This is a genomic window from Streptococcus oralis (genome assembly GCF_003944215.1).
GTDB lineage: Bacteria > Bacillota > Bacilli > Lactobacillales > Streptococcaceae > Streptococcus > Streptococcus oralis_BI.
The window spans coordinates 146,865-173,324 of sequence record NZ_RJVZ01000003.1; the positions used below are offsets into that span (position 1 = coordinate 146,865).

General features: G+C 42.3%; 23 protein-coding genes and 1 pseudogene. 1 reads left to right on the top strand and 23 read right to left on the bottom strand.

Annotation, left to right across the window (positions count from 1 at the left end):
* Positions 1-98 precede the first annotated feature (98 nt).
* The 4 genes from D8804_RS02835 to D8804_RS02850 form a co-directional block, all read right to left on the bottom strand.
* On the bottom strand, positions 99-1,202 hold the full coding sequence (locus tag D8804_RS02835) for an NAD(P)/FAD-dependent oxidoreductase (protein ID WP_185774021.1): 1,104 nt from the start codon (positions 1,200-1,202) through the stop codon (positions 99-101).
* A gap of 16 nt (positions 1,203-1,218) precedes the next feature.
* Entirely contained in the window at positions 1,219-2,016 is a 798-nt protein-coding gene (locus D8804_RS02840; RefSeq protein ID WP_125398752.1) for a Nif3-like dinuclear metal center hexameric protein, read from the bottom strand.
* The gene (locus D8804_RS02845; RefSeq protein WP_125398753.1) at positions 2,003-2,680 is read right to left on the bottom strand and encodes a tRNA (adenine(22)-N(1))-methyltransferase; all 678 of its coding nucleotides are present in this window, start codon (positions 2,678-2,680) and stop codon (positions 2,003-2,005) included. Before D8804_RS02845 ends, D8804_RS02840 begins: the two co-directional genes overlap by 14 nt.
* 101 nt (positions 2,681-2,781) lie before the next feature.
* A complete protein-coding gene (locus D8804_RS02850; protein ID WP_125398754.1) occupies positions 2,782-5,118 on the bottom strand; it encodes a cation-translocating P-type ATPase in 2,337 nt (778 codons plus the stop codon).
* 133 nt (positions 5,119-5,251) lie between these two features.
* Here D8804_RS02850 and D8804_RS02855 point away from each other — a divergent pair, with 133 nt between their 5' ends.
* Positions 5,252-6,001, top strand: coding sequence for a lysophospholipid acyltransferase family protein (locus D8804_RS02855; protein WP_125398755.1), 750 nt, complete (start codon positions 5,252-5,254; stop codon positions 5,999-6,001).
* 42 nt (positions 6,002-6,043) lie between these two features.
* Here D8804_RS02855 and D8804_RS02860 read toward each other — a convergent pair whose 3' ends face one another.
* The 19 genes and pseudogenes from D8804_RS02860 to D8804_RS02950 all read right to left on the bottom strand — a co-directional run bounded on the left by D8804_RS02860 (position 6,044) and on the right by D8804_RS02950 (position 26,397).
* The gene (locus tag D8804_RS02860; protein WP_125398756.1) at positions 6,044-6,736 is read right to left on the bottom strand and encodes an alpha/beta hydrolase-fold protein; all 693 of its coding nucleotides are present in this window, start codon (positions 6,734-6,736) and stop codon (positions 6,044-6,046) included.
* Positions 6,717-7,727, bottom strand: a complete 1,011-nt coding sequence (locus D8804_RS02865; protein WP_125398757.1) for an ABC transporter substrate-binding protein — start codon at positions 7,725-7,727, stop codon at positions 6,717-6,719. The genes D8804_RS02860 and D8804_RS02865 overlap by 20 nt, the downstream gene beginning before the upstream one ends.
* A gap of 19 nt (positions 7,728-7,746) precedes the next feature.
* Positions 7,747-8,502 (bottom strand): ABC transporter ATP-binding protein, encoded by a 756-nt coding sequence (locus tag D8804_RS02870; RefSeq protein ID WP_000364120.1) that lies wholly within the window; start codon positions 8,500-8,502, stop codon positions 7,747-7,749.
* Position 8,503: 1 nt separating this feature from the next.
* Positions 8,504-9,550: a FecCD family ABC transporter permease gene (locus D8804_RS02875; RefSeq protein WP_125398758.1), complete on the bottom strand. Its 1,047-nt coding sequence runs from the start codon at positions 9,548-9,550 to the stop codon at positions 8,504-8,506.
* Between the two features lie 233 nt (positions 9,551-9,783).
* Entirely contained in the window at positions 9,784-10,395 is a 612-nt protein-coding gene (locus D8804_RS02880) for a CadD family cadmium resistance transporter (protein ID WP_084920113.1), read from the bottom strand.
* A 675-nt stretch (positions 10,396-11,070) separates the two neighbouring features.
* On the bottom strand, positions 11,071-11,340 hold the full coding sequence (rpsO, locus tag D8804_RS02885; protein WP_001018251.1) for a 30S ribosomal protein S15: 270 nt from the start codon (positions 11,338-11,340) through the stop codon (positions 11,071-11,073).
* Positions 11,341-11,484: 144 nt separating this feature from the next.
* Positions 11,485-14,190, bottom strand: a complete 2,706-nt coding sequence (locus D8804_RS02890; RefSeq protein WP_185774022.1) for an FtsX-like permease family protein — start codon at positions 14,188-14,190, stop codon at positions 11,485-11,487.
* The gene (locus D8804_RS02895; RefSeq protein ID WP_125398760.1) at positions 14,186-14,887 is read right to left on the bottom strand and encodes an ABC transporter ATP-binding protein; all 702 of its coding nucleotides are present in this window, start codon (positions 14,885-14,887) and stop codon (positions 14,186-14,188) included. Before D8804_RS02895 ends, D8804_RS02890 begins: the two co-directional genes overlap by 5 nt.
* A 123-nt stretch (positions 14,888-15,010) precedes the next feature.
* Positions 15,011-15,703 (bottom strand): phosphoglycerate mutase, encoded by a 693-nt coding sequence (locus tag D8804_RS02900; protein ID WP_125398761.1) that lies wholly within the window; start codon positions 15,701-15,703, stop codon positions 15,011-15,013.
* A gap of 188 nt (positions 15,704-15,891) precedes the next feature.
* Positions 15,892-16,272: pseudogene (locus tag D8804_RS02905) on the bottom strand (hypothetical protein).
* Positions 16,273-16,599: 327 nt separating this feature from the next.
* On the bottom strand, positions 16,600-19,392 hold the full coding sequence (gene ileS, locus D8804_RS02910; RefSeq protein WP_125398762.1) for an isoleucine--tRNA ligase: 2,793 nt from the start codon (positions 19,390-19,392) through the stop codon (positions 16,600-16,602).
* A gap of 255 nt (positions 19,393-19,647) precedes the next feature.
* A complete protein-coding gene (locus D8804_RS02915) occupies positions 19,648-20,532 on the bottom strand; it encodes a DivIVA domain-containing protein (RefSeq protein WP_125398763.1) in 885 nt (294 codons plus the stop codon).
* A gap of 8 nt (positions 20,533-20,540) precedes the next feature.
* Positions 20,541-21,332 (bottom strand): YlmH family RNA-binding protein, encoded by a 792-nt coding sequence (locus tag D8804_RS02920; protein WP_125398764.1) that lies wholly within the window; start codon positions 21,330-21,332, stop codon positions 20,541-20,543.
* A complete protein-coding gene (locus D8804_RS02925; protein WP_125398765.1) occupies positions 21,329-21,589 on the bottom strand; it encodes a YggT family protein in 261 nt (86 codons plus the stop codon). The genes D8804_RS02920 and D8804_RS02925 overlap by 4 nt, the downstream gene beginning before the upstream one ends.
* Positions 21,589-22,122, bottom strand: a complete 534-nt coding sequence (locus D8804_RS02930; protein ID WP_125398766.1) for a cell division protein SepF — start codon at positions 22,120-22,122, stop codon at positions 21,589-21,591. Before D8804_RS02930 ends, D8804_RS02925 begins: the two co-directional genes overlap by 1 nt.
* Positions 22,123-22,131: 9 nt before the next feature.
* Positions 22,132-22,803, bottom strand: coding sequence for a YggS family pyridoxal phosphate-dependent enzyme (locus tag D8804_RS02935; RefSeq protein ID WP_000364414.1), 672 nt, complete (start codon positions 22,801-22,803; stop codon positions 22,132-22,134).
* 3 nt (positions 22,804-22,806) lie between these two features.
* A complete protein-coding gene (ftsZ, locus tag D8804_RS02940; protein WP_004243484.1) occupies positions 22,807-24,063 on the bottom strand; it encodes a cell division protein FtsZ in 1,257 nt (418 codons plus the stop codon).
* Between the two features lie 16 nt (positions 24,064-24,079).
* Complete coding sequence (gene ftsA, locus D8804_RS02945) at positions 24,080-25,456, bottom strand: cell division protein FtsA (RefSeq protein ID WP_084976066.1); 1,377 nt, start codon at positions 25,454-25,456, stop codon at positions 24,080-24,082.
* Positions 25,457-25,692: 236 nt separating this feature from the next.
* Positions 25,693-26,397 (bottom strand): YwaF family protein, encoded by a 705-nt coding sequence (locus D8804_RS02950; protein ID WP_125398767.1) that lies wholly within the window; start codon positions 26,395-26,397, stop codon positions 25,693-25,695.
* Positions 26,398-26,460 lie beyond the last annotated feature (63 nt).

The following is a 26,460-nucleotide window of genomic DNA, read 5'->3' on the forward strand; positions in this document are numbered from 1 at the left end:
TTTCCTCGATTCTCGAATTATTTTTTCTTATTTTACCATTTTTGATAGGGAATGTCATTCGCCATCCTAGAGGGGAGGCTAAAATTTCAGTAAAATTTTTATTCGCTTTTTACTCGTTTGACATAGTTTTCAATTGGATAGTTTACTGGGTCCAGAGTCAATTCCTTGTCTTGGATCAGTTGAGCTAAATGATAACCAATGATAGGGCCGGTTGTGAGGCCTGATGAACCTAGACCACTAGCCGCATAGACACCTGCTAAACCAGGTACTTGCCCAAAGAAAGGTGAGAAATCACGAGTATAGGCACGGATTCCCACACGCTCAACTCTGGAAGTCGCTTTAGCTAAGGCTGGATAGTGAGGCAAGGCCGCATCCTCCATTTGTTGGAGCAAGGTTTCATCTACCGTCAAATCAAATCCCATGTCATTTTCATGAGTAGCGCCTAAGGACAATTTCCCACCTGCAAAAGGAATCAAATCCCACTCCCCTTCTGGCATGACAACAGGGTATGATTCTAGATCTTCGGAGAGTTGATAATCTCGGAGTTGCCCCTTTTGGGGACGAACATCTACCTCATATCCTAAAGGCTCCAAAATGTCCCCCAACCAAGCTCCTGTCGCCAAAATAACCCGTTCAAACACCTCTTCGCCAATCTGATAGCCGGATGCTAAAGGTATCAGACTCACTTTTTCTTTGACCAACTTGACCTGACTGGCTTCTAGCAAACGAGTCACTAAGAGGTGGCCATCTACTCTCGCCCCACCAGAAGCATAGAGCAGGTGGTCAAATCCCTGCAAACCAGGAAATAATTCATTAGCTGAGGCTTGGTCCAGAATAGCTAACTGGCCTATCAAGGGAGATTCTTCTCTGCGCTGGAGGGCTAGTTCATAGAGTTCTTCCAACTTGGATTCGTCCTTTTTCAAGAGAAAAACTCCTGAGCGTTGGTAAAAGTCGATTTCCTGACCAGACTTTTCTAAATCAGCCAACAAATCCATATAAAAGTCAGCCCCCAAGCGTGCCATCTTGTACCAAGCTTTATTACGGCGTTTTGAAAACCAAGGACTGATAATTCCCGCTGCTGCCTTGGTAGCCTGACCTTGTCCATAGTCAAAAACGGTCACCTCTAAATCTGCTTCTTTGGAGAGGTAGTAGGCAGCAGTTGCCCCTACAATCCCTGCTCCAATAATGGCAACTTTTTTCATTGTCTTCACTTCCTAACTAGATATGGTGGAAAGGATTGGTCGATGCTTGACTAGGCAAAATCTCAATAGGCCAGCCCTTTTCTGCCTTCCATTGGGCAAGGAGCGCAGTAATTTTTTCGACAAAAAGGATTTCGATATAGTGGCCCGGGTCCAGCGCCAACAAGCCATCTGACAACATATCCTGAGCTGTGTGGTAGTAGATGTCACCAGTAATATAGACATCTGCTTCCTTAGCTAAAGCATCCTTATAGAAAGATTGGCCACTACCACCACAGATAGCCACTCTTGAAATAGGCTTCTGCAAATCGCTCTCTTGATAATGCACCATTCGAAGACTATCCAGACCAAAGACTTGCTTGACATGCTGGGCAAATTCCCCAAATGTCTGAGGCTGTATATTCCCAATACGACCAATTCCACGTTCTAGGCCTGTTTCCTGCAGATAAGTCGTCTCCTCGATTCCTAGCATCTGACAGAACCAGTCATTGAGACCATTTTCAACAATGTCAATATTGGTATGGCTGACATAAACTGCAATGTCATGCTTGATCAGGTCGATGTAAATCTGATTTTGCGGACGGTTGGCAACCAAGTCCTTGATGGGACGGAAAATAGGCGCGTGCTTGACGATAATCAAGTCCACACCCTTTTCAATGGCCTCTGCCACCGTCTCTTCACGCATATCGAGGGCAACCATGACCCTTTGGATATCCTTGTCTAGAGTACCGATTTGCAGGCCACGACTGTCACCCTCCATTGAAAATTCCTGTGGGCAAAAGCCTTCATAAGCTTGTATTACTTCACTTGCTAGCATGGAGCACCTCCTTGATGGCTTGAATTTTATCTACTAGAACTTGACGTTCCTCCAAATTTTTTTCTGGGATTTGACTGAGGGCAAACTCTAGCTTATCCGCTTCTTTTTGCCATTTTTGGATAAAGACTGGACTGACTTCTTTGGACAAGAAGGGACCAAAGCGGACATCACTGGCTGATAGCTTCATTTGTCCCGCTTCCACAACTAGAATTTCATAAAACTTCCCAGCTTCTTCTAGAATGCTTTCTGCTACAATCTGAAAACCGTGGTCTTGCAACCAGATACGCAAGTCGTCTTCACGATTATTGGGCTGGAGGATTAAACGTTCTACACTCGCAAGTTTATCCAATCCTTCTTCTAATATAGTCGCAATCAAACGCCCTCCCATACCAGCAATGGTGATGACCGACACTTGGTCTGCCTCTTCAAAGGCTGCCAAGCCATTGGCTAAACGGACTTGGATTTTCTCCTTTAGACCATGAGCTTCAACATTCTTGACCGCAGACTGGTAGGGGCCATCCACCACATCACCAGCAATAGCACGCTCAATTTGGCCTCTCTCTACCAACTCGATCGGCAGATAAGCATGGTCACTCCCCACATCAAGTAACACGGCACCTTTGGGCACAAAGGACGCCACCAATTCTAATCTCTTTGAAATCATCTTCTCTCACTTTCCAAAACTCTGTTCCATCTTATTATACCACATTTCAGCTAGCAATCTTGTACCTAAAAAGGCCGCAATTCACAGATTGCAGTCTTTCTTTATTTTCTAGCTTGATAACGACTGGTTAAGATAAATATCACAGTAAAGACAGCCATCATGACAAGGTAAACAGGGAATGTTTGTACTGTAAGTGTCGAAATTTCAAGCAGTTTCTGGATTCTTGGGAAAAGAGCTGTAGCCAGGAAGCCTCCTACTGACCAAACAATCAAGAGGGCACGCCAGAGGGTGAATGGCATACAGGCTCTAAATACAGATAAGAATCCGATAGAGCCCAAGAGATAATAGAGTAGGGTTGAGATTTCTAACTCAGACCAACCTTGACTCGCTCCAAATATTTTGACAAAAAGAACGCTGAACACGACCATAAGTGCACTTGGTAGAGCACGAAGCATAGACCTTCTGAGGAAGTTTGGCTCGACAGGTTTGATATTTCGCTCAAAAGTCAGAACGAATGGTGGGAAACCTTCCACGAACTGGTCAATCATGGTAATCTGGATTGGGATGAAAGGGAAAATCAAGATCCATTCAGACCGTCCCAGAAGAGCACTGGCGATACATATCACAGCGAGCAAGAAAGAATAGATGGTCTTTATCAAGAAAATCGGTGCAATGTGGGCAATGTTATTGACCACGCGACGACCTTCAAAGAGAATCTCAGGAACATCATTAAAGTCTGAGTTCAAGAGAACCAAATTGGCAATCTGACGAGTCGCAGGATCTCCCTCAGCCATCACGATAGAACAATCCGCCTCACGAAGGGCCAAGATATCATTGACTCCGTCCCCTGTCATTGCTGTTGTATGCCCTACTTTTTTAAGCGTTTGGATGATAAGTTTCTTTTGATGAGGGGAAACACGTCCGAAAATAGCTGTCTCTTCAGCCATGGCAATCAATTCCTCATCCGTGATTTTTGAGCAATCTACATAACTGCGATAATCCACAAAGCCAGCTTTCTGGGCAATGCTGGATACAGTGACTGGATTGTCCCCAGAAATGATTTTGAGGCCCACTTCCTGAGAACGGAGATAGTCTAGCGTCTCAGCTGCTCCTTCTCGAATGGGGTCCAAAATCTCCAGCAAGGCCAGAGCCTGAATATCAGATGGTTTCTGTGGTTTGTGATGATTTAGTTTTTCATGACTGAGTGCCAAGACCAAGACACGTGATCCTCTCTCCAAGGCCTCTCTGGCTTCAGGGACTTCATTTTCAAGCAACATCTCAGGTGCACCTAAGAAAACCGTTCCTAGCCCTTCCAACTCCATAGATCCCCACTTGCGGTCGCTAGAGAAAGGAAGATTCGAAAGCATAGGATAGACCACCTGTCCTTGGAAACGCTGGCGAATGGCTTGAGCTGTCGGATTTTTATCCTCACTATGGGCCATATAACTGGTCAGAATGCTAGTAATAGCCTCATCACCATAAGTTTCCGTCAGCGGAAAAACAGCCTCCACCTGCATCTTTCCTTGGGTGATAGTGCCCGTCTTATCCAGACAGAGCATATCCACGCGCGCCAAGGTCTCGACAGAGTACATCTCCTGCACTAAAACTTTTTTCAAGCCCAGCTTGATCACCGCAGTCAAGAGTGAAGTAATGGTCAAAAGGGCGATTCCCTTGGGCAACATTCCCAAAAGGGCTGTCGATGAATTTACAACGGATGACTTGAGGGGCAAGCCTTTTAACATCAAGGCTTCTAGAAGGAGAGCTAGACCAAAGGGAATGATAATCTTCCCAGTAAAGCCTGCTAGCTTGTCCAGCGATTTCATAATGCGGGAGTTGATGGGTTTCACAGTCTTGGCTTCCAGCATGAGTTTAGCAGCATAGTTGTCTGCACCGACATGGTGAACTTGAGCCAAAACTGCGCCACTGGCTAGGAAACTTCCTGATAAAAGCAAGGCGTCAACTTCCTTTTGCACCAAATCACTCTCACCCGTCAACATGGCTTCATTGACTTCCGCAAAGCCTTCCAGAACCAAGGCATCACTAGGAATCTGCTCTCCTGCAGACAAACGAATGACATCTCCTAACATCAATTCTTCAGGATTCAGAACCACTTCTTGGCCATCACGAATAGTCTTGACCTTTTCCTTGGTCATGAGATTAAGCTTGTCCACCATGTGTTTGGCCCGTAGCTCGGTCACAATTCCAGAAAAAGCGTTAAAGCAGATAACAGCAAAGAAGACCAAATTGCTCCAAGCCTGCACAAAAGCTAGCGCCAAAGCAATGGCAAAGTTTAAAGCGTTAAAAAGTGTAAAAACATTTCGTTTGATGATTTGCCAAGTACTGGTACTGGCTGATGTGGTAAAGTCATTGACCAAACCTTGAGCCTGTCTTTCCTTGACTTCTCTTTGGGTTAATCCCATTATCTTATTTTTATCCATAAATTCTATCATATCATTTTTTCTAGCAGAATTCTAATCTCATCCAAAATATCTCCACTGATAACTGAAAAAGTTTGCCAGTAGTCTTTCGATAAGGTATAATAATAAAAGCAAGATAATCGAAGGAGTTCTCATGTTTTATACTTATTTGCGTGGACTAGTCATGCTGATCTTGTGGTCCATCAACGGCAATGCCCACTATCACAATACTGATAAAATCCCTAGCCTAGACGAAAACTATATCCTCGTCGCTCCTCATCGTACATGGTGGGATCCTGTTTACATGGCTTTTGCGACCAAGCCAAAACAGTTCATCTTTATGGCCAAAAAAGAGCTTTTTAACAACCGCATATTTGGCTGGTGGATCCGTATGTGTGGGGCCTTTCCTATCGACCGGGAAAATCCTAGCGCTTCTGCCATCAAATACCCTATCAATGTCCTCAAAAAAAGTGACCGTTCTCTCATCATGTTTCCAAGTGGGAGCCGCCACTCAAACGATGTCAAGGGGGGCGTAGCCTTGATTGCCAAAATGGCCAAGGTCCGTATCATGCCTGTCACCTACACAGGTCCCATGACCTTGAAAGGCTTGGTTAGTCGTGAACGTGTCGATATGAACTTTGGAAATCCTATCGATATCTCAGATATCAAGAAAATGAATGATGAGGGGATCGAAATGGTTGCAGATCGTATCCAAGCAGAATTCCAACGTTTGGATGAAGAAACCAAACAATGGAACAACGATCAAAAACCAAACCCACTCTGGTGGTTTGTCCGCATCCCTGCCCTTATCCTTGCAGTGCTTGTTGGTATCCTAACGATTATCTTTAGCTTTATCGCAAGCTTTATCTGGAATCCAGATAAAAAGAGAGAGTCTCTTGGTTAAAAAATACAATTATCCCTTGTCTTTTGCCAAGGGATAATTCTTTTATTCGATTTTCCATTTCTTTGTCAACCAGTTAGAAAAAGCCACAAATCGCTCAGCCACTTGTTCATGATGCCCATAAGTATCAAAGACAAACTGACCAGTCGGATAGCGCTTCTGAAGACTGGTATGAATCCGCTCAGCATAGACTGGTGCTTGAGCCAAGCGATTGGTATGTTGCGCTCCTTCTGTTTGACCATTTAGTATATACAGCAAGCAGTCCAGATTCTTCAACTTTTGTTCCTTGCAGTAAGCCACAAAATCAGGATACCAAAAGGAACCGCAAATCGAGAAGACACAGGAGACCTTGTCAAATCCGAAAAGACTGTATACTGCCGCCAAACCTCCCAGTGAATACCCTCCATAGGCAAGATGATCTTTGTCCAGGCGATAAAGTGACTGCAACTTGTCTAAAAGACCTCCAAATAAATGACCATGATAGGCATTTGCCTGACCGCCAAAATCTGGAGTCCCATCTCTCAGAGCAGATGCCTTCCATGGAGTGTAGTCGTCTAGGCGATTTTTAGAGGACAGGCCCACTAAAATCACAGATTCAGAAAGGGAAGATAGGAAATCCAAGTCTCCATCATTCAAGAGAATCGCTGGATAGGTTTGATTGGGATCATAGATCGAAGGAAGGCTGACCTTAACTTGGATCCCTTCCCAATCAAACTCATTATTTATTGATAAAGTCATTGATTTTCTCAAGGGAATCAATCACTGCTGGACCATAGTCCATCAACTCATCGTAAGAGATAGTCATGATTTTTTGATTCTTAATAGCAGGAACATTTTCCAAAACAGCATTTTTCTTCATCAACTCTACTGCGTTGGCATCCAATTTTTTATTGCGGTCGCTGGTCACATAGATAATCAACTCAGGATCCATTGACACGAGATTTTCCAAGGTCAAGCCTGATGTTCCCGTTGCGACGTTGGTATAACCAAGTTGATTCAACAAGCTCTCTTGCAAAGCAGACTTGTAAGCACCGAAGGTTTCGTCATTATAAGCAACCATAATCAAAGCCTTTTTCTTTTCGCCTTGACTTGCTGGGTTTGCTTTCTTAACAGCGTCAATTTTAGCTTGTAACTGGGCTGCGTATTCATTGGCCTTGTCCTGAACATTGAAAATCATTCCAAGATTTTTGACATCTTCTACAATATTTCCCAAATCTTGCTGAATCGTTGAGAGAGAAGCTTTTTGCGTATAGACTGGGATTTTGTTTTCATTCCAAGTGCTAACTGTCCCCAAGGATTTTTCAGAAAACATCATGTTTCGACCCATCACAGCATCTGGCTCATAAGAAAGGACTGTCTCTTGAGAGACTGTTTTTTTATCCCCAATTTGAGGAATAGTCGCAATCGCGTCTTTGTATTTGTCCGTCACAGCATTATCAGGGTTAAGCATGCCAGCAATTTTATCCTTCAAGCCTAGCTCCAATAAGATTTCAGTGGTTGAAAGATTATTGGTGATAACTTTTTCAGGTGCCTTGTCAAAGACTTGTTCGACTTCATTTCCCTTAGCATCATAGGTCTTGACCGTTAACGGATAAGTCGTCTCTGTGCTGGCCTTTTGACTTGTTTCTGTGCTAGACTGTGTGATAGTTTTTTCTGTAGTAGAATTGCCACAAGCTGCCATGGTTAAGGTAGCTACTGTTATGAGTAAAATGCTTAGTGTTTTTTTCATCTTGTTTTCCTTTTCATTCTTATAAATAGTGAATCATAGCTTGCTGATCCTCGGTCCAAGTAACCTGACTTTGAACTCCGTATACAGTTTGCAATGACTCAGGGGTGATGGTCTCCTTTGGAGTCCCTTGGTAAAGGATTTCCCCCTCTTTCATCAGATAGAGATAATCCGAATAGCGACAAGCAAGTTGAATATCATGTAGGACAGCTAAAACATTGACCTTGAGATTCTTCACAATGGCCAACAAGTCTAGCTGGTACTTGATATCCAGGTGATTGGTTGGTTCGTCCAGAAGCAAGAGAGTCGGTTCTTGCGCCAAGGCGCGGGCTAATAAGACTCGTTGTTTCTCCCCCCCTGACAGGGACGAATAGAGACGAGTTTTCTTCTCAAGCATATCCACCTTGACGAGAGCATCTTGAACAAGGGCATAATCCCTTTCCTTTTCCTTCTGTAAAAAAGAGAGGTGGGGAGTTCTTCCCAGCAAGACGATTTCCTCAACTGTACAATCAAACTGCAATTGATTAAACTGGGTTACAACTGCCATCTGCTTAGCCGTTTCTTTGAGTGACCAATGCTCTAGTGGCTTTCCATCTAGGCTTATCAAGCCTTTGTCCGCCTTTTCCTGACGATAGAGGAGTTTAAGCAGGCTGGTTTTTCCACTTCCATTTGGTCCTAGTATCGTGTGAAATTGATGCCCTTCAACCTTAAGAGAAACTCCTTTTAGGATTTTTTTCTCTCCTAGTCCAAAGTGGACATCCTGACAAATCAAGTCCATATCAGGCCCTCACCTCCCTTCGCCTACCTCCAACAATGTAGATAAAGAAGGGAGCACCTACTAAGGCTGTGAAAATACCAATAGGCAACTCAGCATTTGGAATGGTGATACGAGAGAGTACATCTGCCCAGATGACAAAGAGGGCACCCAGCAAGGTCGCAACAGGAAAAAGTCTCCTGTAATTCGTTCCTACTAACCCTCGAGCTAAGTGAGGAGTAATTAGACCAACAAATCCAATAATCCCACAGGTTGCCACTAAGACTGCTGTTAGCACAGCCACCATGGTCACATAAAGATACCAATAGAAGCGTAAGGGAATGCCCAAAGTTAAAGCAGCCTCATCTCCCATCATCATCGCATTAAAAACACGATACTGAGTAGAGAAAAATAGAAAGGCCATTCCTACTACTACAGTTGGCAGAACTAAGTCAGACCAGGTAGTCCCTGCAAGCGAACCCATGGTCCAAAACTTAATGGTCATCACACTGTCAGCATTAGCACCCACTGAGATAATAAAGTTGGAAAATGCCAGAAAAAGAGCATTGACCACCGTTCCTGATAAGATCAGACTAGAAGTCGTCATCCTTCCCTGCATAGAGGCAATGATGAGGACAGCAATTGTTGCCAAAATAGCTCCAAGGAAAGCTCCAAGGCTAATCACCAATTTTAAACCAAGAATGATGCTCAAAGTTGCCCCTAGAGTTGCACCCGCAGAGATGCCTAAGACATAGGGCTCTGCGATGGGATTGTTCACTGTAGACTGCATCACGCTACCACACATAGAAAGACCAGCCCCTACTATCAGACCTAACAATACTCGGGGGAATCTCATGTTCCATACAATGGCAAGAGTAGACTTGGAAACCTCTCCTATCTCAAGAGGGAATCCCAATCTGCTCAAAATGATCCGATAGGTATCTCCTAGATCAATCGAAACGGATCCCATAGAAACTGCTAGAAAGAGGGAAATACCTAAAACAACTAGCAAAATACCTAAAAGTAACACAAATTGCAGGTCCCGTCGGCTTCCAGAAAATTTGGAAAGCATGCAAACCTCCTTTGATAGAATCTTAAAAATTTAGAAAATTCTCATGAAAAGTATACCATATTTTCAACAATGGAACAAGATGAGAAAAATAAATATAGTTGGTCTTACAGTGCTAATAATCGTAACCGAAGATTATACTTGGGTATATCGAGGTAAAGTGACAACATAAAAAGCCCTCTAAAATTAGAGAGCTGATTTGAGCCCGGGCTAAAATCCTAGTGAAACAAAAAAATCTACACGATCAGAAAAGTCTCTATCGTGCCATTTTCATACATGATGTATAGTCCAAGTAGAATGAATACTAAGGGCACAATGATTCGCTCGTATTTTTCAATTGTCTCGAATATTAACGGAATAGAGGATAACATCCGACTAATCTCGCAAAAGATAATTATGCCGATTACAAACACAAGCAACGCCACGAGGGTCTGTGACCAATCTAACGAAGCAAAATAAGGTATATAGATACCTAAATTATCTCCGCCAGACGCAATTGTCAGCAATGTAACTGTCCAAAACAGTTGATTTGCCTTGCTTTGTTCTAATCTTTCAATAATTTCTTCCTCTTCTTCCTCACCTTCTCCAACAATTGCAAAGCGAATCCCTAAATAGATAGGGATTAAACCAAGCAATCCAACCATCCATTCTTCAGGCACGAAATTAACGACATAAGCAGCAACTAAACTCGCCCCTACAAGTAAGCCTATTCCTAGATATTGCCCCGCATAAATATGCCATTTCTGTTTATTCTGTGATAGCTGTGCAAATAAAATAATTAAAATAATTAAATAATCGATACTGGTGGAAATATAAACACCAATAGCAGATATGATTGTCTGTCCCATAAAAGCCTCCTGTATTAGTCAGTAATAAATCAGCAGATTTTAGGAGAGCACAGACACATTAATTTAGCTATCGCTAGTGGGTAATGTCGAACGTAGGAAAGCATTTTACTCCTCCTCAAAACGTAGTTACAAAGTAATTTCTAACTGAAATTCGGTGACTACTTCCATGTAAAGTATAACATACTATACTTTACTTCGTAAAGTGTGGGCTCTCCGAGGGGGCTTGCAGACAGCTACTCGACTTTTCAAGCCGAGTAGATGCGCACCTTTATGGTGTAATTAGCTGATACTATTTGAGGTTTTTGTAGTCTCCAAAATTGTGACCGATAAAACCTCAATAAAAAAGCCCTCTGAATATCAGAGAGCTGATTTGAGCTCGGGCTAAAATCCTAGTGAAAAAGATAAAACTCCTTGTGTTCATCGAACACTGTGTCCTTTCCCTATTTTCATACGGATTTTTGGCGCCCTTAGCATCATAATTCTTGCTGGATAAAACGTTTGTAGACTAGGCGGCAAGCCGAAGATTGTACAAAAATGTTAGTGAAACAAAAAATCTCCCCGAAGGGAGATGATCTGGTTTATTTTACCTTACAGTGCTAGGAACCGTAACCGAAGATTATACTTGAGTATATCGAGGTAAGGTGACAACGCAATGTAAGTGGAAAATAAAGCAGATTAGCGACGAAGTCCTAGAGAGTTAATCAACTCACGGTAACGGTTAACGTCGTTCTTACGCAAGTATGCAAGCAAGTTACGACGGCGACCGATTTTCTTCATCAATCCACGGTAAGTAGCGTGGTCTTTTTTGTGTTGTTTGATGTGTTCGTTAAGGTGGTTGATTTCCCAAGTAAGGACAGCAACTTGAACCTCTACTGAACCTGTATCACCTTCGTGACGTGCATATTGCGCGATGATTTCATTTTTTTTCTCTTTTGAGATTGCCATGATATTTCTCCTTTTTATTTGGCTTCATCCGAGTGACAGGTTGGCATGCCTGTAACCAAGAAGAAGTTATTTGTCTTTACGACAGTTCTTATTCTACCAAGAAGCAGAGACTTTGTCAACTGATTTACTGTTTAAAACCGTGAATTACTCTACTGATTTCAGGGCTTCGAGCATATCCACTTTTCTCAAGTGGTGATTGACAAAGACCCCCAGTAAGGCTAAAATTACAGCCACTGCGACGATTGGAAGAGCATAGACTTCCCAGCTGACTTGTGGATAAAAAAGTATGGTGGCTGGTGAAATCATTTGTATCAAAAATTGATGTAAATAGTAGCCAGCTAGCAAACCGAAAACAATCCCCACAAGGGACAGCACCATAGTCTCGCGGTAGATATAGAGGGTCACTTCTTTATTATGGAAACCGAGAACCTTAATAGTGGAAAGTTCACGGATACGTTCTGCAACATTGATGTTAGTGAGATTGTAGAGAATGACAATGGCTAGTAAGACGGAAACAAGGACAAGGATTGCCATAGTTTTATTAAGCGAACTAGCCACGGATTCAAATAGATGTATGGCCGTCGCATTTTGGACGACCCCAGAAACAGCAGGTTTTTCCATAAAGGTAGCAGCCTCTTTCTCCGTATTGGAAGGTGTTGGATCTTTTAATTTTACTAGGTAGGTATTGTCTTGTGGACTAGTGCCGTAGACTTGTTCGTATGTGTCTCGTTTGAGATAAACAAAGTGTCCAACATAGTTTTCAGAAATAGCCGCGACCCTGATTTCCTTCCCATCAAGCTCCAGCTTATCCCCAACCTTAACACCTGCTAGTTGAGCTAGTTTTTGACTTAAGACCGCTCCATCAGTGACCTGCACCTCTCGCCCATTTTCCTGTAAAGCGATAAAGGGCTTGAAATTTTCTCTGCTTGTGACCATCATGGTGATAGTCTGAAGTCCTGCTTTTCCTTTGAAATCTTTTTCAATGGATTTAGAGTAAATCTTTTGATAAGCATGGATACGGTCCGCTTGCAAGGTACTTTCTAAATCTGCTTTTTCTTGCTCCGTCGCACTGCTCTTTTCCGCTACAATCATCTGGTATTGCTGGATTTGTTCAAATTGACGCTCGACAACTCCTCCTACAGAAGACTGAATGCCAAGACCTGCAAATAAGAGAGCCACCGAACCTGCAACTCCAAAAATGGTCATCAACATCCGTTGCTTATAACGGAAAATATTTCGCGCTGTAACCTTATGAGTGAAGTTCAAACGGCTCCAAATAAAGATCAACCTTTCCAGTAAAATTTTTGATCCCTTAACGGGAGGTTTGGGAAGTAAGAGTTGGGCTGCTTCATCGTGTAATTCCCTCCGCGCCACCAGATAAGCTGGCAAGACACTGGATACCCAACTCAAGGCTAGGGCAAGGAGGCTATAAGACCAGTAAAAATACTCCTGGCTTTTCCCAACGACCATTCCTGCTGTTATAACTTCCGAAATCACGCCTGCAAGGAGATAATGTCCAAGAAGCGTTCCTATAATGGTTCCCACAGTTCCTGCAAGAAAACCATAGAGGACAAACTTTGCAACTATATCTCGGTTCCTGTAACCCAAGGCCTTAAAAATACCTGCATTGATGCGTTCTTCATCCACAAAGCGAGTCATCGTTGTAAAGGTCACCATTGCAGCAACCATATAAAGCACCACGGGGAAGATATTCCCAACAGAACGAATGCTTGCTGAAGCGTTACTGTACATGAGATAGCCTTGACCACCTGGCATGGTTTGGCGATTGTATACGTGGTATTTCGGCTCTGCCAGTTCATCAAGGTCTTTCTGACGCTGTTCAAGCTTCTCTTTTTCCTTAGTTAGATCACTCTCTGTCTGAGTCAGTTTTTCTTTTTTAGTCGCCAGTTCTTCCTTAGCTTTTGTCAGCTGTCCCTTAGCTTGACTCTTTTGCGGTTCTGGTAAAGCGGTCGCTTGTTCTTCTTGCGTTTTCAAGCGACTTTCGGCCTGCTCTAACTGACTCTTGCCATTTTGAAAGTTGCTTTCAGCAGTTTGGAGCTGTTCTTTCCCCTCTTCCAAGCTCTTTTGCCCATTTGCTTTGATACCTGCCAATCTTTTTTGACCATTATCAGCTAGCAAGTCTTGTAATTCTTCCTGATGTTGATCTCGTTTGCTCCTATAGTCTGATGAAAAAGCATCCAGATTTTTTAAATCATCATAGCGCACACGCGCAATGCTATAAACATCTGTATCAAACTGACTGGCTACAATCACTCCATAGCCAGCCAAGCTTCCATTTCCACTGCTAGCACTCCCTAAGTCTTTTTGAGAAAGCATCTCACCCGACTGAACAAATCCAGTAATTGTGAAAGTTTGGGATTTTAGGACGGACTTTTCTTCTTTCTTAGTAAAGGTAATGGTCTCTCCAATCTGATAGCGGTCTTTCCAGAAATCAGCCAAGGCAATTTCCCCATCAGCTTCTGGCAGTCGCCCTTCTGTCACTTGAAAGGTTGAAATGCTCTCTGGTTTGGAATAAAGTCGAACTGCCTCTTCACTATTTTCAACGGTTAGGTCTGCCATATAGCCAAACTCAACACTTGCTCCTTGAAGGGTCTTTAGTTCCTCCTGATCTTCTTTGTCCAAGCCATAATCAGCTATCACTGCCAGATCCAAAGTATTGGCTTTACGGAGATAATCCTCAGCCGTGCGTTCCATATTTGGACTGGCCACTTTGAGACCAACAAGGGCTAAAGAACCCAGCATCATCAAGGTCAGGATAGAAGCAAAGCGTCCCTTGGAAGCAATCACCGACTGAAGCAAATCTTTTCGATATGTTTTTTTCATACTAATACTCCAATGTATCAATATCCTGTGGATGCTCATTGATTGTTACGCTCTTAACCGTAGCATCACGCATGTGAATCACCCGATCTGCGATAGGAGCTAGCGCGCTATTGTGGGTCACGATAATCACTGTTGCCCCCTTTTGACGAGACATGTCTTGGAGAATCTTCAAGACTTGCTTCCCCGTCTGATAATCCAAGGCACCTGTAGGTTCGTCACAGAGAAGGATTTTGGGATTCTTGGCTACTGCGCGTGCGATGGAGACTCGTTGTTGCTCCCCTCCAGAAAGCTGGGCTGGAAAGTTATTGAGCCGATGAGCCAGACCTACGTCTGTCAAGATCTGCTCAGGATCCAAGGCATCTGTCACAATTTCTGAGGCCAATTCCACGTTTTCCTTGGCTGTCAGATTGGAGACCAGATTGTAAAACTGAAAAACGAAACCTACATCTTCACGACGATAGTTTGTTCGTTGGTGGGAATCATAGTTGGCGATATTGGCACCATCAATCCAAATCTCCCCCTCATCATTGGTATCCATACCTCCTAGGAGATTGAGAACGGTTGATTTTCCAGCACCTGAAGCGCCAAGTATGATAACCAGCTCCCCTTTTTCGATTTCAAAATTCACATCACGATTAGCCACAATCTCCGTATCCCCAACCTGGTAACGCTTGTAACTGTGTTTCATTTCAATATAGGCCATCGTCCTTCCCTCTTTCTTACAATCAAGTCACTCTTTACTATCATTATAACGCTTTTTTAACTAGTTGAAAACTAGAAGCAAACACAAAAAAGCCTAGGAATTCCTAGGCTTTCTGTTTATAGATTATTTTCCAAGGTAGTATTCAGAAACCACGTTCAATTTTTCGTCGAATTCGAATACCAATGGTGGGAAGTTAGGGATTTCCACGTCTATGATTTCGTCGTCTGACAAGCGTTTGATGTGTTTTACAAGGGCACGGATTGAGTTACCGTGAGCTCCTACGAATACGTTTTTACCATCTTTAAGTGCTGGAGCGATTTTGTCTTCCCAGAATGGAAGGGCACGTTCCAAAGTCACTTTCAAGTTTTCAGCATCTGGAATGACTGAGTCGTCAAGTGAAGCGTAACGACGGTCAGTGTGAGCTGAGTGCTCATCATCACGATCCATGTTTGGAGGCAATACATCGTATGAACGACGCCAGATGTGAACTTGCTCATCACCAAATTGTTCAGCAGCTTCAGCCTTATTTTTACCAGTCAAACCACCGTAGTGACGTTCGTTCAAGCGCCATGATTTTTCAACTGGAACCCACAATTGGTCAGCAGCTTCAAGAGCCAAGTTTGTAGTTTTGATCGCACGTTTCAATACTGAAGTGTAAGCTTGGTCAAATTCGATACCAGCTTCTTTGATCAATTTACCAGCGTCAATCGCTTGTTGTGTACCTTTTTCAGACAAATCAACATCAGCCCAACCAGTGAAAAGGTTAGCTTTGTTCCATTCAGACTCACCGTGGCGAGCAAAAACCAATTTTACCATTAGATGGATTCTCCTTTTATTTTTCGAGGTTTCCCTCGTTTATCTATTCTATTTTACACAATTTTTCACAAAAAAGCTAGTCAAAATCAACTAAAAAGAGAAGAGCTTATCAGTCTTCTCTTTATCACACTATCATAATTGTTCTCGATAGACGATGAAATAGTCCCGTCCAAATAATTGGAAAACTACTACTCTTCAATTACAAATTTTTTCAATGTTCCAAAGTAAAGTGAACCACCAATAATGGTTAGAATTCCACCTACCCATCCCAAAAATGGAATCAAGCCGACCGCACCACCTACAATGAGCAAAACAGAAGGTGCATTCGTAACACGTTCATCATCTTTATAATAAACTATAGCCACAATTCCCAATACTAAAACAGCAATTTAAACCAATGACAAAATAATTGAGAGCCCTGTCAATGTCCCAACCGTTACATCTGCGTCTTCAGTTGCCGCAGCAGCTCCAATAGCCATGATAAACATGATGACTGGCCCTAAAAGCAATACAATTCCTGAAATAAGACCAAAAATAGCGTTGACACGAGCAAGTGTATTTATTTTCACAATAATCTCCTTAAAATTTTTATAGGTATTGTTCTATCATAATTTATCTAAAAATTAAACAGTCTTATAAAATTTTATAATAAATATTGATTTTCAAAAAATAATTTTAAGTTCGATAGTCTCTTTATAATTAGTGGAAATATAAAATTATGAGAAAACTGAATAGTTGATTATGTTAATTATCTACACAGACAGGCCAGGAAGAACTTCATTTGAGGAAATGGACTAGTAAATTTTCCCATGATAAAACGCATAATATCAAAGCACTTGAACTCTTGATATTACGCGTTTTTATGATTTTAGCGACCTTTCTCAGTCTCTTTCTGATTATTTCGCTTCAAATCCTTCTGCGACTGCATCCGCAAAGTTTTCTTCGACGATGCTTGCACAGTGGTCACAGATAACTGCATGGTAACTGCGTTCAGCAGTAGTTAGATCGATACGACGGCAACGGTCACATACTTCACCTGCAGCACGTTCAACTGTGAAAGCTACATCCTCAAAGCTAACTGCGCCTTCTGGAGCTGGTCCTTCTGCAATAGTCAAGTCTGACACGATCAAGAGTTGAGCTACATTGCTATCCACCGCTCCAAGAAGAGTTTTCACGACTTCATTTGGATAAACTGTCAAGTGAGCTTCGAGTGATTTCCCGATAACTTTTGCATTACGAGCTTCTTCCAAGGCTTTTTGAGCCTGTCCACGGAAGTCCATGAAGGCTGCCCATGTGTCCAAGATTTCCTCTTGATTAGCAAATGTTTGAGCTTCTGGTAGTTCTGTCAATTGAACGAAGTCTTCAGCTTCAAACTCAAGATATGACCAGATTTCTTCCGCAGTGTGAGGAAGGATTGGTGTCAAGAGTTTGGTGATTTTCACAAGAATGTCATAGAATACTGTTTGCATTTGACGGCGTTCGAGTGATTTGGCACCTTCGATGTAAACAACGTCTTTCGCAAAATCAAGGTAGAAGGCTGACAAGTCAACGTTGATAAAGTTCACCAAGGCCTTGTAGATGGTTAAGAATTCAAAGTCAGCATAAGCATCACGAATAGTCTTAACAAGTTGGTTAAATCGGATGGTCATATACTTATCAACAGAACGAAGTTCTTCATAAGCTACAGCATCCACAGCTGGGTTAAAGTCAGATGTATTGGCAATCAAGAAACGAAGGGTGTTACGGATCTTACGGTAGGTTTCAGAGACTTGGCTCAAGATATCCATAGAAATACGCACGTCGTTGCTTGAGTCTACACTTGTTACCCAGAGGCGCAAGATTTCCGCACCAAATTGTTTTTCTACATCGCTTGGAGCAATCGTATTTCCAAGGGATTTAGACATCTTCTCACCTTTACCATCAAGGGCAAAACCTTGTGATAAGATTTGTTTGTAAGGAGCCACGCCATGGTTGGCAACTGATGTGATGAGTGAAGAGTTGAACCAACCACGGTATTGGTCAGAACCTTCCAGGTAAAGATCTGCTGGGTATTTGAGTTCTGGACGGTTGACCACCACTCCATTCCATGACGAACCTGAGTCGAACCATACGTCCATGATGTCTGTTTCTTTCTTGAACTCGCCATTTGGTGAACCTGGATGCGTAAATCCTTCTGGCAAGAGGTCTTTGGCATCACGTTCCCACCAGATGATAGAACCGTGTTCCTCAAAGAGTTGAGCCACGTGCTCGATCGTTTCAGCTGTCATGATTGGTGTACCGTCTTCTGCATAGAAGATAGGAAGTGGAACTCCCCAAGCACGTTGACGAGAGATGACCCAGTCCCCACGATCACGGATCATGTTGTAAAGGCGCACTTTACCCCATTCTGAATGGAATTTCACTTTTTCAATTTCGTCCAAGATTTCTTGGCGGAATTTTGATACAGAGGCAAACCATTGTGGTACTGCACGCCAGATGATTGGTTTTTTCGTACGCCAGTCAAATGGGTATGAGTGTGAAATTTCTTCTTGAGCAAGGAGCAAATCGCCCAGTTTTTCGATAACAGTTGGTACAACCTTGTCATAGAATTGACCTTCAAAGTCAGAGCCAGCATTGGCCATCATAATACCGCGTTCGTTAACTGTTACAGCAACTTCAAGACCGTTGGCAACACCGACATTGTAGTCATCCTCACCAAAACCTGGAGCTGTATGGACGATACCTGTACCAGAGTCAGTCGTAACGTGGTCACCAAGAATCACCAACTCATCTACAGCTGTATCCCATGGGTGAGCTGTCACAATTTTATTCAATTCTTGACCACGGTAGGTAGTCAAAACCTGAACATCAGTCCAGCCAAATTTCTCAGAAAGGCTGTTCAACAATTCTGCAGCAACCACAAACTTACGAGATTCGCCAGCTGGTTGTACCAATACATAATCAATATCTGCTCCAACAGTTAACCCACGAGAAGCTGTGATGGTAAATGGAGTTGTTGTCCAGACAACGATGTAAGTATCTGTATCTAGTACACCTTTTCCATCTTTGACGCGGTTAGCATAGTAAAGGGAAGTTGAAAGCAAGTCATGGTATTCAATTTCCGCTTCTGCAAGGGCTGACTCAGATGACCATGACCAGTAAACTGGCTTGGCACCACGGTAGATATAGCCTTTGTTTGCCATTTCACCAAAGACACGGATTTGAGCTGCTTCATAGTCTGGAGTCAAAGTCACATAAGGATTTTCCCAGTCACCAGAAACACCCAAACGTTTAAAGTCTTCACGTTGTTTATCTACTTGGGAAAGAGCGTAATCACGGCAAAGTTTCAAGTACTCAACCAAGTCCATTTCTTTGCGTTTGACACCTTGTTTTGCCAAAACTTGCTCGATTGGTAGACCATGTGTATCCCAACCTGGAATATAAGGCGCATAAAAACCTGACATGGATTTTGAACGAACAATAATATCTTTAGAAATCTTGTTCATGGCATGTCCAACGTGGATATTTCCGTTGGCATAGGGAGGTCCATCGTGCAAGGTGAAATGCGGTTTTCCTTGGTTCAATTCTTGACGGCGTTGGTAAAGTTTTGCATCTTCCCATTCCTTTTGCCAAACTGGCTCTTTGGTAGGAAGTCCTGCTCGCATTGGGAAAGCTGTTTTCCCAAGGTTAAGGGTATCTTTGAGTTTCATGGTATCTCCTTTATAAATATTAACAAATTAAAAACCACGAATCGCTAAAAAGGACGAAAATCGTGGTACCACCTTTGTTCGGAAAAAGACTTTGTCTTTTCCCCTCTTGTCCCGTAACGTGGGAAACGTCCAATCTTACTGCTTTCAGACTGGATTCGTTGAGAGGATAATCTCACCACTAGGGATTGCAGGACTCACACCATCTCCTACTCGCTGAAAATATAGTTGGTCAGATCTTGTTCTCACATTTATTTCTTATAATATTGTAACGGATTCTTGTTGTCCTTCATGTCCAGTAGTTGAAGAAGCTGTTCCAGTTGCTGATGGCGATACTGATAAATACTCTGTCACGATTTCTGAATCCTTATGTTGTGACTCAACTGAATGAGACTGTATCTCTTCTACAAGCATATCAATGTCTAACACATGATTTTCCGCTTGACTGTTAGCCTGCTGAGCTTCAAACTCAGCTAATTCTTTGTTACCTGCTTCGATGCGGGCTTGTAACTCCGCCATTTCTTCAGGTGAAAATTGGCGAGTCACATCAATCGGCTCTTCTTCTGGTTGCGAAGGAACAGCTTCTCCCAAGACCTCTCCTACAACTTCCTTAAAGGCTTCATCACTTGTTTGGAGATAAGTCGCAGTCGGACGAAGAATGTCTTCCCAATCTGAAGATTCGACAATTGCCAACTGGCTCTCAATCGTAGACTTGAGGCGTTGATGGAATACACGACTCTTGTTCTTCAACTCTTCTGTCTCAACAGCTACTTTCTTAGCATTATCTGTTGCCTGACGTAGGATTTCATTAGCCTTGTATTTTGCCTCTTCAAGAAGGCGCTGGGCATCTTGCTCAGCCTGTTGAATAATGTTGTTTGAGCGCTCTTGAGCAGCTTGCTTTACACGCTCAGCCGTATCTTGAGCAATCAAAACAGACTGGCTCAACGAATCCTTCATCTCATCAAAGTAAGATAAGCGCTCTTCTAAACTTCTAATGTGTCTTTCCATTTCGTGATTATTGCGAACTAAGTCCTCGTAATCACGAACAACAATATCAAGAAATTCATCTACTTCTTCTGGATCAAACCCTCTGAATTTCGTAGAAAAGGTTTTATCTTTAATTTCTAATGATGTAATTGGCATACTTTTCCTCACTTACTTAATAATAATTGGATAGTCAGTTTTATCTTATCCCTTTTAGTTTGCCCATTTTCTTTGACAATCTTCAGACGACCAAACTTTCTCACACTAATCAAATCCCCTACAGCTACTAGATAATCTAATTTTTCAACGGGGTGGTAGTTTACCTGAACAGATTTTTTCTCTATGAGTTGACTAGCCTGCTTTCTGGATAATTTCAAGGCACTTGATAAGAGGGCATCCAAACGAAAACTGGAAATCAAAATCTCTTGTTCTTGATAATTGATCTCAGATATGATTTTATCGGTGAAAGGACATTCCTCCAGCGACACAGGTAGTCTGGCAATCTTTTTTATCCCATCCTGAAACAGAGGGATAAAATCACGATTGACAAAAATCTGTGCTCTCTTTTCATCTACCAAGATATCACCAAAGAGCTTACGATCAATTCCTAGTTGATTGATGATTGTCCCCAAAATCTTTGCATGTGTTAGCTGTTCAAATCTACTTGGATAACGGATCTCTAACAATGCCATTTCAAAATCTGACAGTGTCGGACTGAAATAGTCTGGATACAGAAGGACACGGACAAATTCTGTATGGATATATTCTCCGCTACTCACACAGCCCAGTCCATAGGTCCCAGCCAAAACCCTCAGTATCTGTTCCTGATGCGGGTTGACAAAAGCAGTGAGAACAGGAGCATAAGTATCTTCCACTCGCTTGATCCACTCTAATCCCTTATCAATAAAGGGAGCATCATCAAGAGAAAAGTGCTGGTAAATCGCTTTATTTGTCATCATAGTATCAACAAGAAACGAATCAAACTGTCACCCAAAAAACGAACGATTAGGATTGCTAGCCAAATGGATAAATCCAAACCTCCAAATTGTAAAGGTAAACGGCGAAGTGGACCAACAATCGGTTTAATTAGTTTTTCCAGTAAACGTTCAAGTGAGCTACCATAAGAATTTGGAAACCAAGAGAGGAGTGCATAGATTAACAAAAGCAGGGAATAGATATTCACTGCATTTTGGATCAGACGAATTAGAAAAATCATTATTTCGCTCTACTTCGTTTAATATCAAAACCAAATTCTGCACTTTGAGAATCATCAGGCAACTTGATATCTTCAATATTCACAACCACATTGACTGGTGTCAACAAATACATTGTACTCGCAACTTTTTTCAGATTACCTGCCAAAACATGACGGGCACCGTCCAGATAGTCTAGACAACGACGAGCCTGAACCTCTGTCATGTACTGGAAGTCAATCAAGATACTTTCATTTCCAGCCAATAAATCCACAATCTCTGTTGCATCCTCATATTTTCTAGGATAACGAACATCAATCGTTACTTTTTCATCTGTACGATGATTTTGCATAGCCAATTCTTGTTGGCGAGCATGTAAGCGAGTGATGTTGGCATCTTTTGAAGTGGTTGATTGAAACTGCGCTGGCAGTTCTTTAGAAGCTAAACTCGATGAAGCAATCATCTGCTCATCCTGAGGTTGATAAGTCGCAGTTGTTTCTTCCCCATCTTCTGTAAAATAATCTATAAATTTATCAAATCTATCTTTTAAAGACATAGATCTCTCCTATTTAAAAAATGCTGTGCCAATTCGAACAAAGGTCGAACCAAATTGAATCGCTTCCTTATAGTCACGACTCATGCCCATGCTCAACTCTGTCATCGGCATATTAGGAATTTGTTTTTCCCTAATTTCCGCTTGCAGTTCCTGAGTTTTCTTGAAAATTTGTTTCAATTCATCAGAATCTGCCTCAAAAGGAGCCATGGTCATCAAACCAACATACTCAATCTGATCTAGCTGAGCCAAGTCCGGCAAAAGTTCTAGTAATTCTTCTTTTGAAAAACCGTGCTTGCTTTCTTCTCCTGAAATATTGACCTGTAGGAAACACTTGATAACATGATCTGTCCTCTTTTGAATCTCCTGTGCCAATTTAAGGGAATCTAAAGCATGAAAGTAATCCACAAAAGGGATTACTTCTTTAACCTTCCGTCTTTGTAGCGTTCCAATCAAATGCCAAGTGACAGGGAATTCTTTTAACGTCTGATATTTTTCTAAAAATTTATCAACACGATTTTCACCAATATGATGAACACCCAGGGGAAGCAAGGCTTCCGCTGTTTTTACGTCCACATATTTCGTCACTGCAATAATTGAAACAGAAGCTGGATCACGATTGGCTTCTCGGCTAGCTTCAGCGACCTGCTGAAAAACGAACTCTGTATTTTTTTTCAAATCCATTGATTAACGATTCTTGAAGAATGGAGGTGTGTCCAACTCATCTTCGTCCTGATAAGTCGGTGCTTCGAAACGTTCTACAGGTGATACGACTGAATCAGTTTGACGAACGATTGATTCACGACGCAAGTCCCAATCACCAAAAGCAGAAGATTGACTTGTTTCAAAACGTCGTTGGCTTTGTTTTGGTAATTCCGCTGTATCTTCTAGGTCAAAATGACGATCAAAATTTTGAGGGTGCGGTTGTCTTGAGGCTTCACGACGAGCCGCTTGTTTTACTGGAGAACCAACAACTTTTTCTACACGTTCTTGACGAACACCAGTCGCTACAACTGTTACACGGATTTCATCTTTCATGCTTTCGTCGATTGATGTTCCAAGCCAGATATTCACTCCTTGACCAGCTGCTTGGTTGACGATTTCTGAAGCTTCTTCCGCTTCAATCAAGGTCAAATCAAGACCACCAGTAACGTTGACAATGACATCTTCAGCACCGTCAATGGTTGTTTCAAGAAGTGGTGAGTAAATCGCTTTACGAGCCGCTTCAACGACACGCTCTTCTCCACTGCCAATACCGATACCCATGAGGGCATTCCCTTTGTTTGCCATGACAGTTTTCACATCGGCAAAGTCAAGGTTGATCAAACCTGGGTTGGTAATCAAGTCTGTAATCCCTTGAACACCTTGGCGAAGGACGTTATCTGCCTCGCTAAGAGCTTCAAGAAGTGGTGTTTTCTTGTCAACAATCTCTAGCAAGTTGTTGTTTGAGATAATCAATAGAGTATCAACATGCTCGCGAAGTTCGTTGATTCCTTCTACAGCGTACTGACCACGTTTGCTTCCTTCAAATCCGAAAGGTCGTGTCACAACACCAACTGTAAGAGCTCCAAGATCTTTTGCAATGCGGGCAATAACTGGGGCAGCACCTGTTCCAGATCCTCCACCCATACCAGCAGTGATGAAAACCATGTCTGCTCCGCTAATTGCTGCTGTCAATGCTTCTTCGCTTTCTTCAGCAGCTTTACGTCCAACTTCTGGACGACCACCAGCACCCAAACCACGAGTCAACTTTGGTCCGAGTTGGATAACTGTTTCAGCTTTTGTACTGCTTAAGGCTTGTACGTCTGTGTTCGCTGCAATGAATTCTACGCCTGAAACACCTTCGTCGATCATGCGGTTAATAGCATTACCACCGCCTCCACCGACACCAATTACTTTAATAACTGCACCTTGAGCAGCTGCTGTATCAAATGAAAATGTCATAATTTCTTTTCCTCTTTTATTCATCAAACATGCTTCCGATCAAGCTACGGAAACGGTCTGTTAATTTCGGTTTATCTTGAGAACTTGCTTGGAATTCGTCTCTTGGAGCAAGGCCACTGTCAGATGTGATTTCAGTTGCTGCAGTAGCTGGTTGCACTGGAGTTGTTTGTATAATCGGTGTCACACTTTGATTTGAAACACCAAAATTAATTGGTTTCTGGCGAAGGAATTCATCTCCTCTGACTGCCTTTTGAGCCAGGAGATTCACTTCTGTCAATTTACCAGCAAACTCAGACAAGCTGATTACATGTGCAAATGCAGGGTTGCGAATTCCCACTTGATTTGGCACATAGAGTTTCACTCGAACACCGAACACTTCTTGCGCCAATTCGACAACTCCTGGTAAAATCGCATTTCCGCCGATCAGAACGATACCACCTGGTAGATCCAACAAGTGTCTTCTGTCTAACTCCTGTTTAATTTGATCAAAAATATGTTTGATACGTGCTGAAATAATTTCTGCCAAGTAGCTTTCTGTCACTTCAACAGGCTCTACTTCACCAATGACTTCTACTTGGAAAGTCTCGTTACTTGCTAGTGGAACATAAGCTTCACCATAGTTTAGTTTCAAACTTTCTGCGATTTTTTGGGAAGTTTTTAAGACTTTGGAAATGTCTTTAGTGACATATTCTCCACCCTCTTGGTAAATGTTTGTAAATTGCAATTCTTGATTGCGAATGGTTGCAACTGTAGTCTGCCCACCACCCATATCAATCACTGTCGCGCCAAACTCACGTTCTCCCTCATTGAGAACTGAATTTACAATCGCTAATGGTGAGATGATGACGTTGTCAACATGGATTCCCACACGCTCCACGGTTTTACGAAGGTTATGAAGGATGGTACGAGGTCCTGTGTAAAGTAAGCCACGCATTTCCAACCGCACCCCCATCATGCCACGAGGGTCACGAATACCTTGGAAACCATCTACGATAAATTCTTCTGGAATGAAAGTAATCACTTCACGATCAGGCGTCATGCTCTTCGTCAAAGCCGATTTGACAACATTCTCTACGTCTTGATCTGTAATTTCTTTTGTATCTGATGTTACAGGAATCATTCCTTGAGTTGGTTCAACCTGCAAGAGATTTGCTGGTAAACCAACATTGACAGACTTGATTGAAATTCCTGCCTTCTCTTCTGCTTGGGAAATTGCGGATTTAATTGCTGAAGCAGCAGCCTCAATATCAACGATAATCCCATCTTTGACACCTTTACTCTTGGCATTGCTAACGCCAATTACATTTACTTCACCATCTCTATGTTCGGCAACCAGCACTTTGATGGAGCTAGTTCCGATATCTAAGCCTGTAAAAAAACCATCTCTAGTCATTACATTGCGTCCTCTCTGTCTTCCAAGTTTCTCACTTCTATTTTTAATAACTGTGACGAGACACAGCTATTCACAAAATATTATAACACAAAAAATCCAATCGTGCTTAGTTTTTCATAAATTTCCTCTAGGTTTTTTGTAAAAGTCTTTTGAACGATTTTTCTCAGGAGCAATCATTATTTTTATATCCTTACAGCTATATTTTGCATATTTAATCAAAAAAAGAGAAGGCATTCTTAGGCTTTCTCTTGAATCATTTTTTCTGCTCTTTGTTGCAAAAAGACCTCTACTACTTTTGCAGTCAAGCTGATTGCTGCTACCAACACACTGGACACGATGAGGTAGTTCGCCAATAGTCCGTGATTTCCCACTAGTGGTGGTTTATTTAAAAATCCATAATCTCCACCTACAACCAAGTTGACAACTCCTATCAAGGCATTTAGAGAAAATGTAATCACTGTCACATTTTTCAAATTGAGCAGGGAAGCTTCATAATTCTTAAACAAGTATAGGAGCGCATTCCCCAAAAGTGCCACGTGCCCGATGATAAAGGACAGGATGGTCACGTGCGGAAACGGATACGGGTCAAAGAGTGGATAAGCCAGAGCTGCTGTTGCTCCAAAGGTTCCTAGAAGGGCAAAGTATTGCTTGTACTTGGAAGTGCCTGGAATCAAGAGCATGACAAACATGGCGATACGACAATGATAGAAGGGCAAACTTTCTGACAGAGGCATTTGATTCCCCCAATACCAGCTATACAGAACAATCAGTTGAAGAGACTGAAGGATCTGAATAAAGCGCTGGTAAGTCACTTTGTCGCGAAAGCGATAAGAAGCATAGAAAGTAAGAACCAATAAACATAACAAACCAATATACCAGTGGAGTTCAAACTGGGGCGGTTCTGATATCTGTGTGGTAAATAATTGTTCCCACAAATTCATATTCTATTCCTCGTTCATCTAGCCAGAGCAGTAGAAAAGTCACTGCTCGACCTTTTTAATTTT

What these genes read in the sequence shown, in the direction of transcription:
- D8804_RS02895 (WP_125398760.1), bottom strand. Translation starts at nt 14,887, where the DNA reads ATGGCCTATATTGAAATGAAACACAGTTACAAGCGTTACCAGGTTGGG.
- D8804_RS02875 (WP_125398758.1), bottom strand. Translation starts at nt 9,550, where the DNA reads ATGCTTTCCAAATTTTCTGGAAGCCGACGGGACCTGCAATTTGTGTTA.
- ileS (WP_125398762.1), bottom strand. Translation starts at nt 19,392, where the DNA reads ATGAAACTCAAAGATACCCTTAACCTTGGGAAAACAGCTTTCCCAATG.
- D8804_RS02900 (WP_125398761.1), bottom strand. Translation starts at nt 15,703, where the DNA reads ATGGTAAAATTGGTTTTTGCTCGCCACGGTGAGTCTGAATGGAACAAA.
- rpsO (WP_001018251.1), bottom strand. Translation starts at nt 11,340, where the DNA reads ATGGCAATCTCAAAAGAGAAAAAAAATGAAATCATCGCGCAATATGCA.
- D8804_RS02950 (WP_125398767.1), bottom strand. Translation starts at nt 26,397, where the DNA reads ATGAATTTGTGGGAACAATTATTTACCACACAGATATCAGAACCGCCC.
- ftsA (WP_084976066.1), bottom strand. Translation starts at nt 25,456, where the DNA reads ATGACTAGAGATGGTTTTTTTACAGGCTTAGATATCGGAACTAGCTCC.
- D8804_RS02925 (WP_125398765.1), bottom strand. Translation starts at nt 21,589, where the DNA reads ATGATTTTTCTAATTCGTCTGATCCAAAATGCAGTGAATATCTATTCC.
- ftsZ (WP_004243484.1), bottom strand. Translation starts at nt 24,063, where the DNA reads ATGACATTTTCATTTGATACAGCAGCTGCTCAAGGTGCAGTTATTAAA.
- D8804_RS02915 (WP_125398763.1), bottom strand. Translation starts at nt 20,532, where the DNA reads ATGCCAATTACATCATTAGAAATTAAAGATAAAACCTTTTCTACGAAA.
- D8804_RS02865 (WP_125398757.1), bottom strand. Translation starts at nt 7,727, where the DNA reads ATGAAAAAAACACTAAGCATTTTACTCATAACAGTAGCTACCTTAACC.
- D8804_RS02855 (WP_125398755.1), top strand. Translation starts at nt 5,252, where the DNA reads ATGTTTTATACTTATTTGCGTGGACTAGTCATGCTGATCTTGTGGTCC.
- D8804_RS02935 (WP_000364414.1), bottom strand. Translation starts at nt 22,803, where the DNA reads ATGGATTTGAAAAAAAATACAGAGTTCGTTTTTCAGCAGGTCGCTGAA.
- D8804_RS02840 (WP_125398752.1), bottom strand. Translation starts at nt 2,016, where the DNA reads ATGCTAGCAAGTGAAGTAATACAAGCTTATGAAGGCTTTTGCCCACAG.
- D8804_RS02870 (WP_000364120.1), bottom strand. Translation starts at nt 8,502, where the DNA reads ATGGACTTGATTTGTCAGGATGTCCACTTTGGACTAGGAGAGAAAAAA.
- D8804_RS02880 (WP_084920113.1), bottom strand. Translation starts at nt 10,395, where the DNA reads ATGGGACAGACAATCATATCTGCTATTGGTGTTTATATTTCCACCAGT.
- D8804_RS02850 (WP_125398754.1), bottom strand. Translation starts at nt 5,118, where the DNA reads ATGGATAAAAATAAGATAATGGGATTAACCCAAAGAGAAGTCAAGGAA.
- D8804_RS02860 (WP_125398756.1), bottom strand. Translation starts at nt 6,736, where the DNA reads ATGACTTTATCAATAAATAATGAGTTTGATTGGGAAGGGATCCAAGTT.
- D8804_RS02835 (WP_185774021.1), bottom strand. Translation starts at nt 1,202, where the DNA reads ATGAAAAAAGTTGCCATTATTGGAGCAGGGATTGTAGGGGCAACTGCT.
- D8804_RS02845 (WP_125398753.1), bottom strand. Translation starts at nt 2,680, where the DNA reads ATGATTTCAAAGAGATTAGAATTGGTGGCGTCCTTTGTGCCCAAAGGT.
- D8804_RS02920 (WP_125398764.1), bottom strand. Translation starts at nt 21,332, where the DNA reads ATGATGACAAATAAAGCGATTTACCAGCACTTTTCTCTTGATGATGCT.
- D8804_RS02930 (WP_125398766.1), bottom strand. Translation starts at nt 22,122, where the DNA reads ATGTCTTTAAAAGATAGATTTGATAAATTTATAGATTATTTTACAGAA.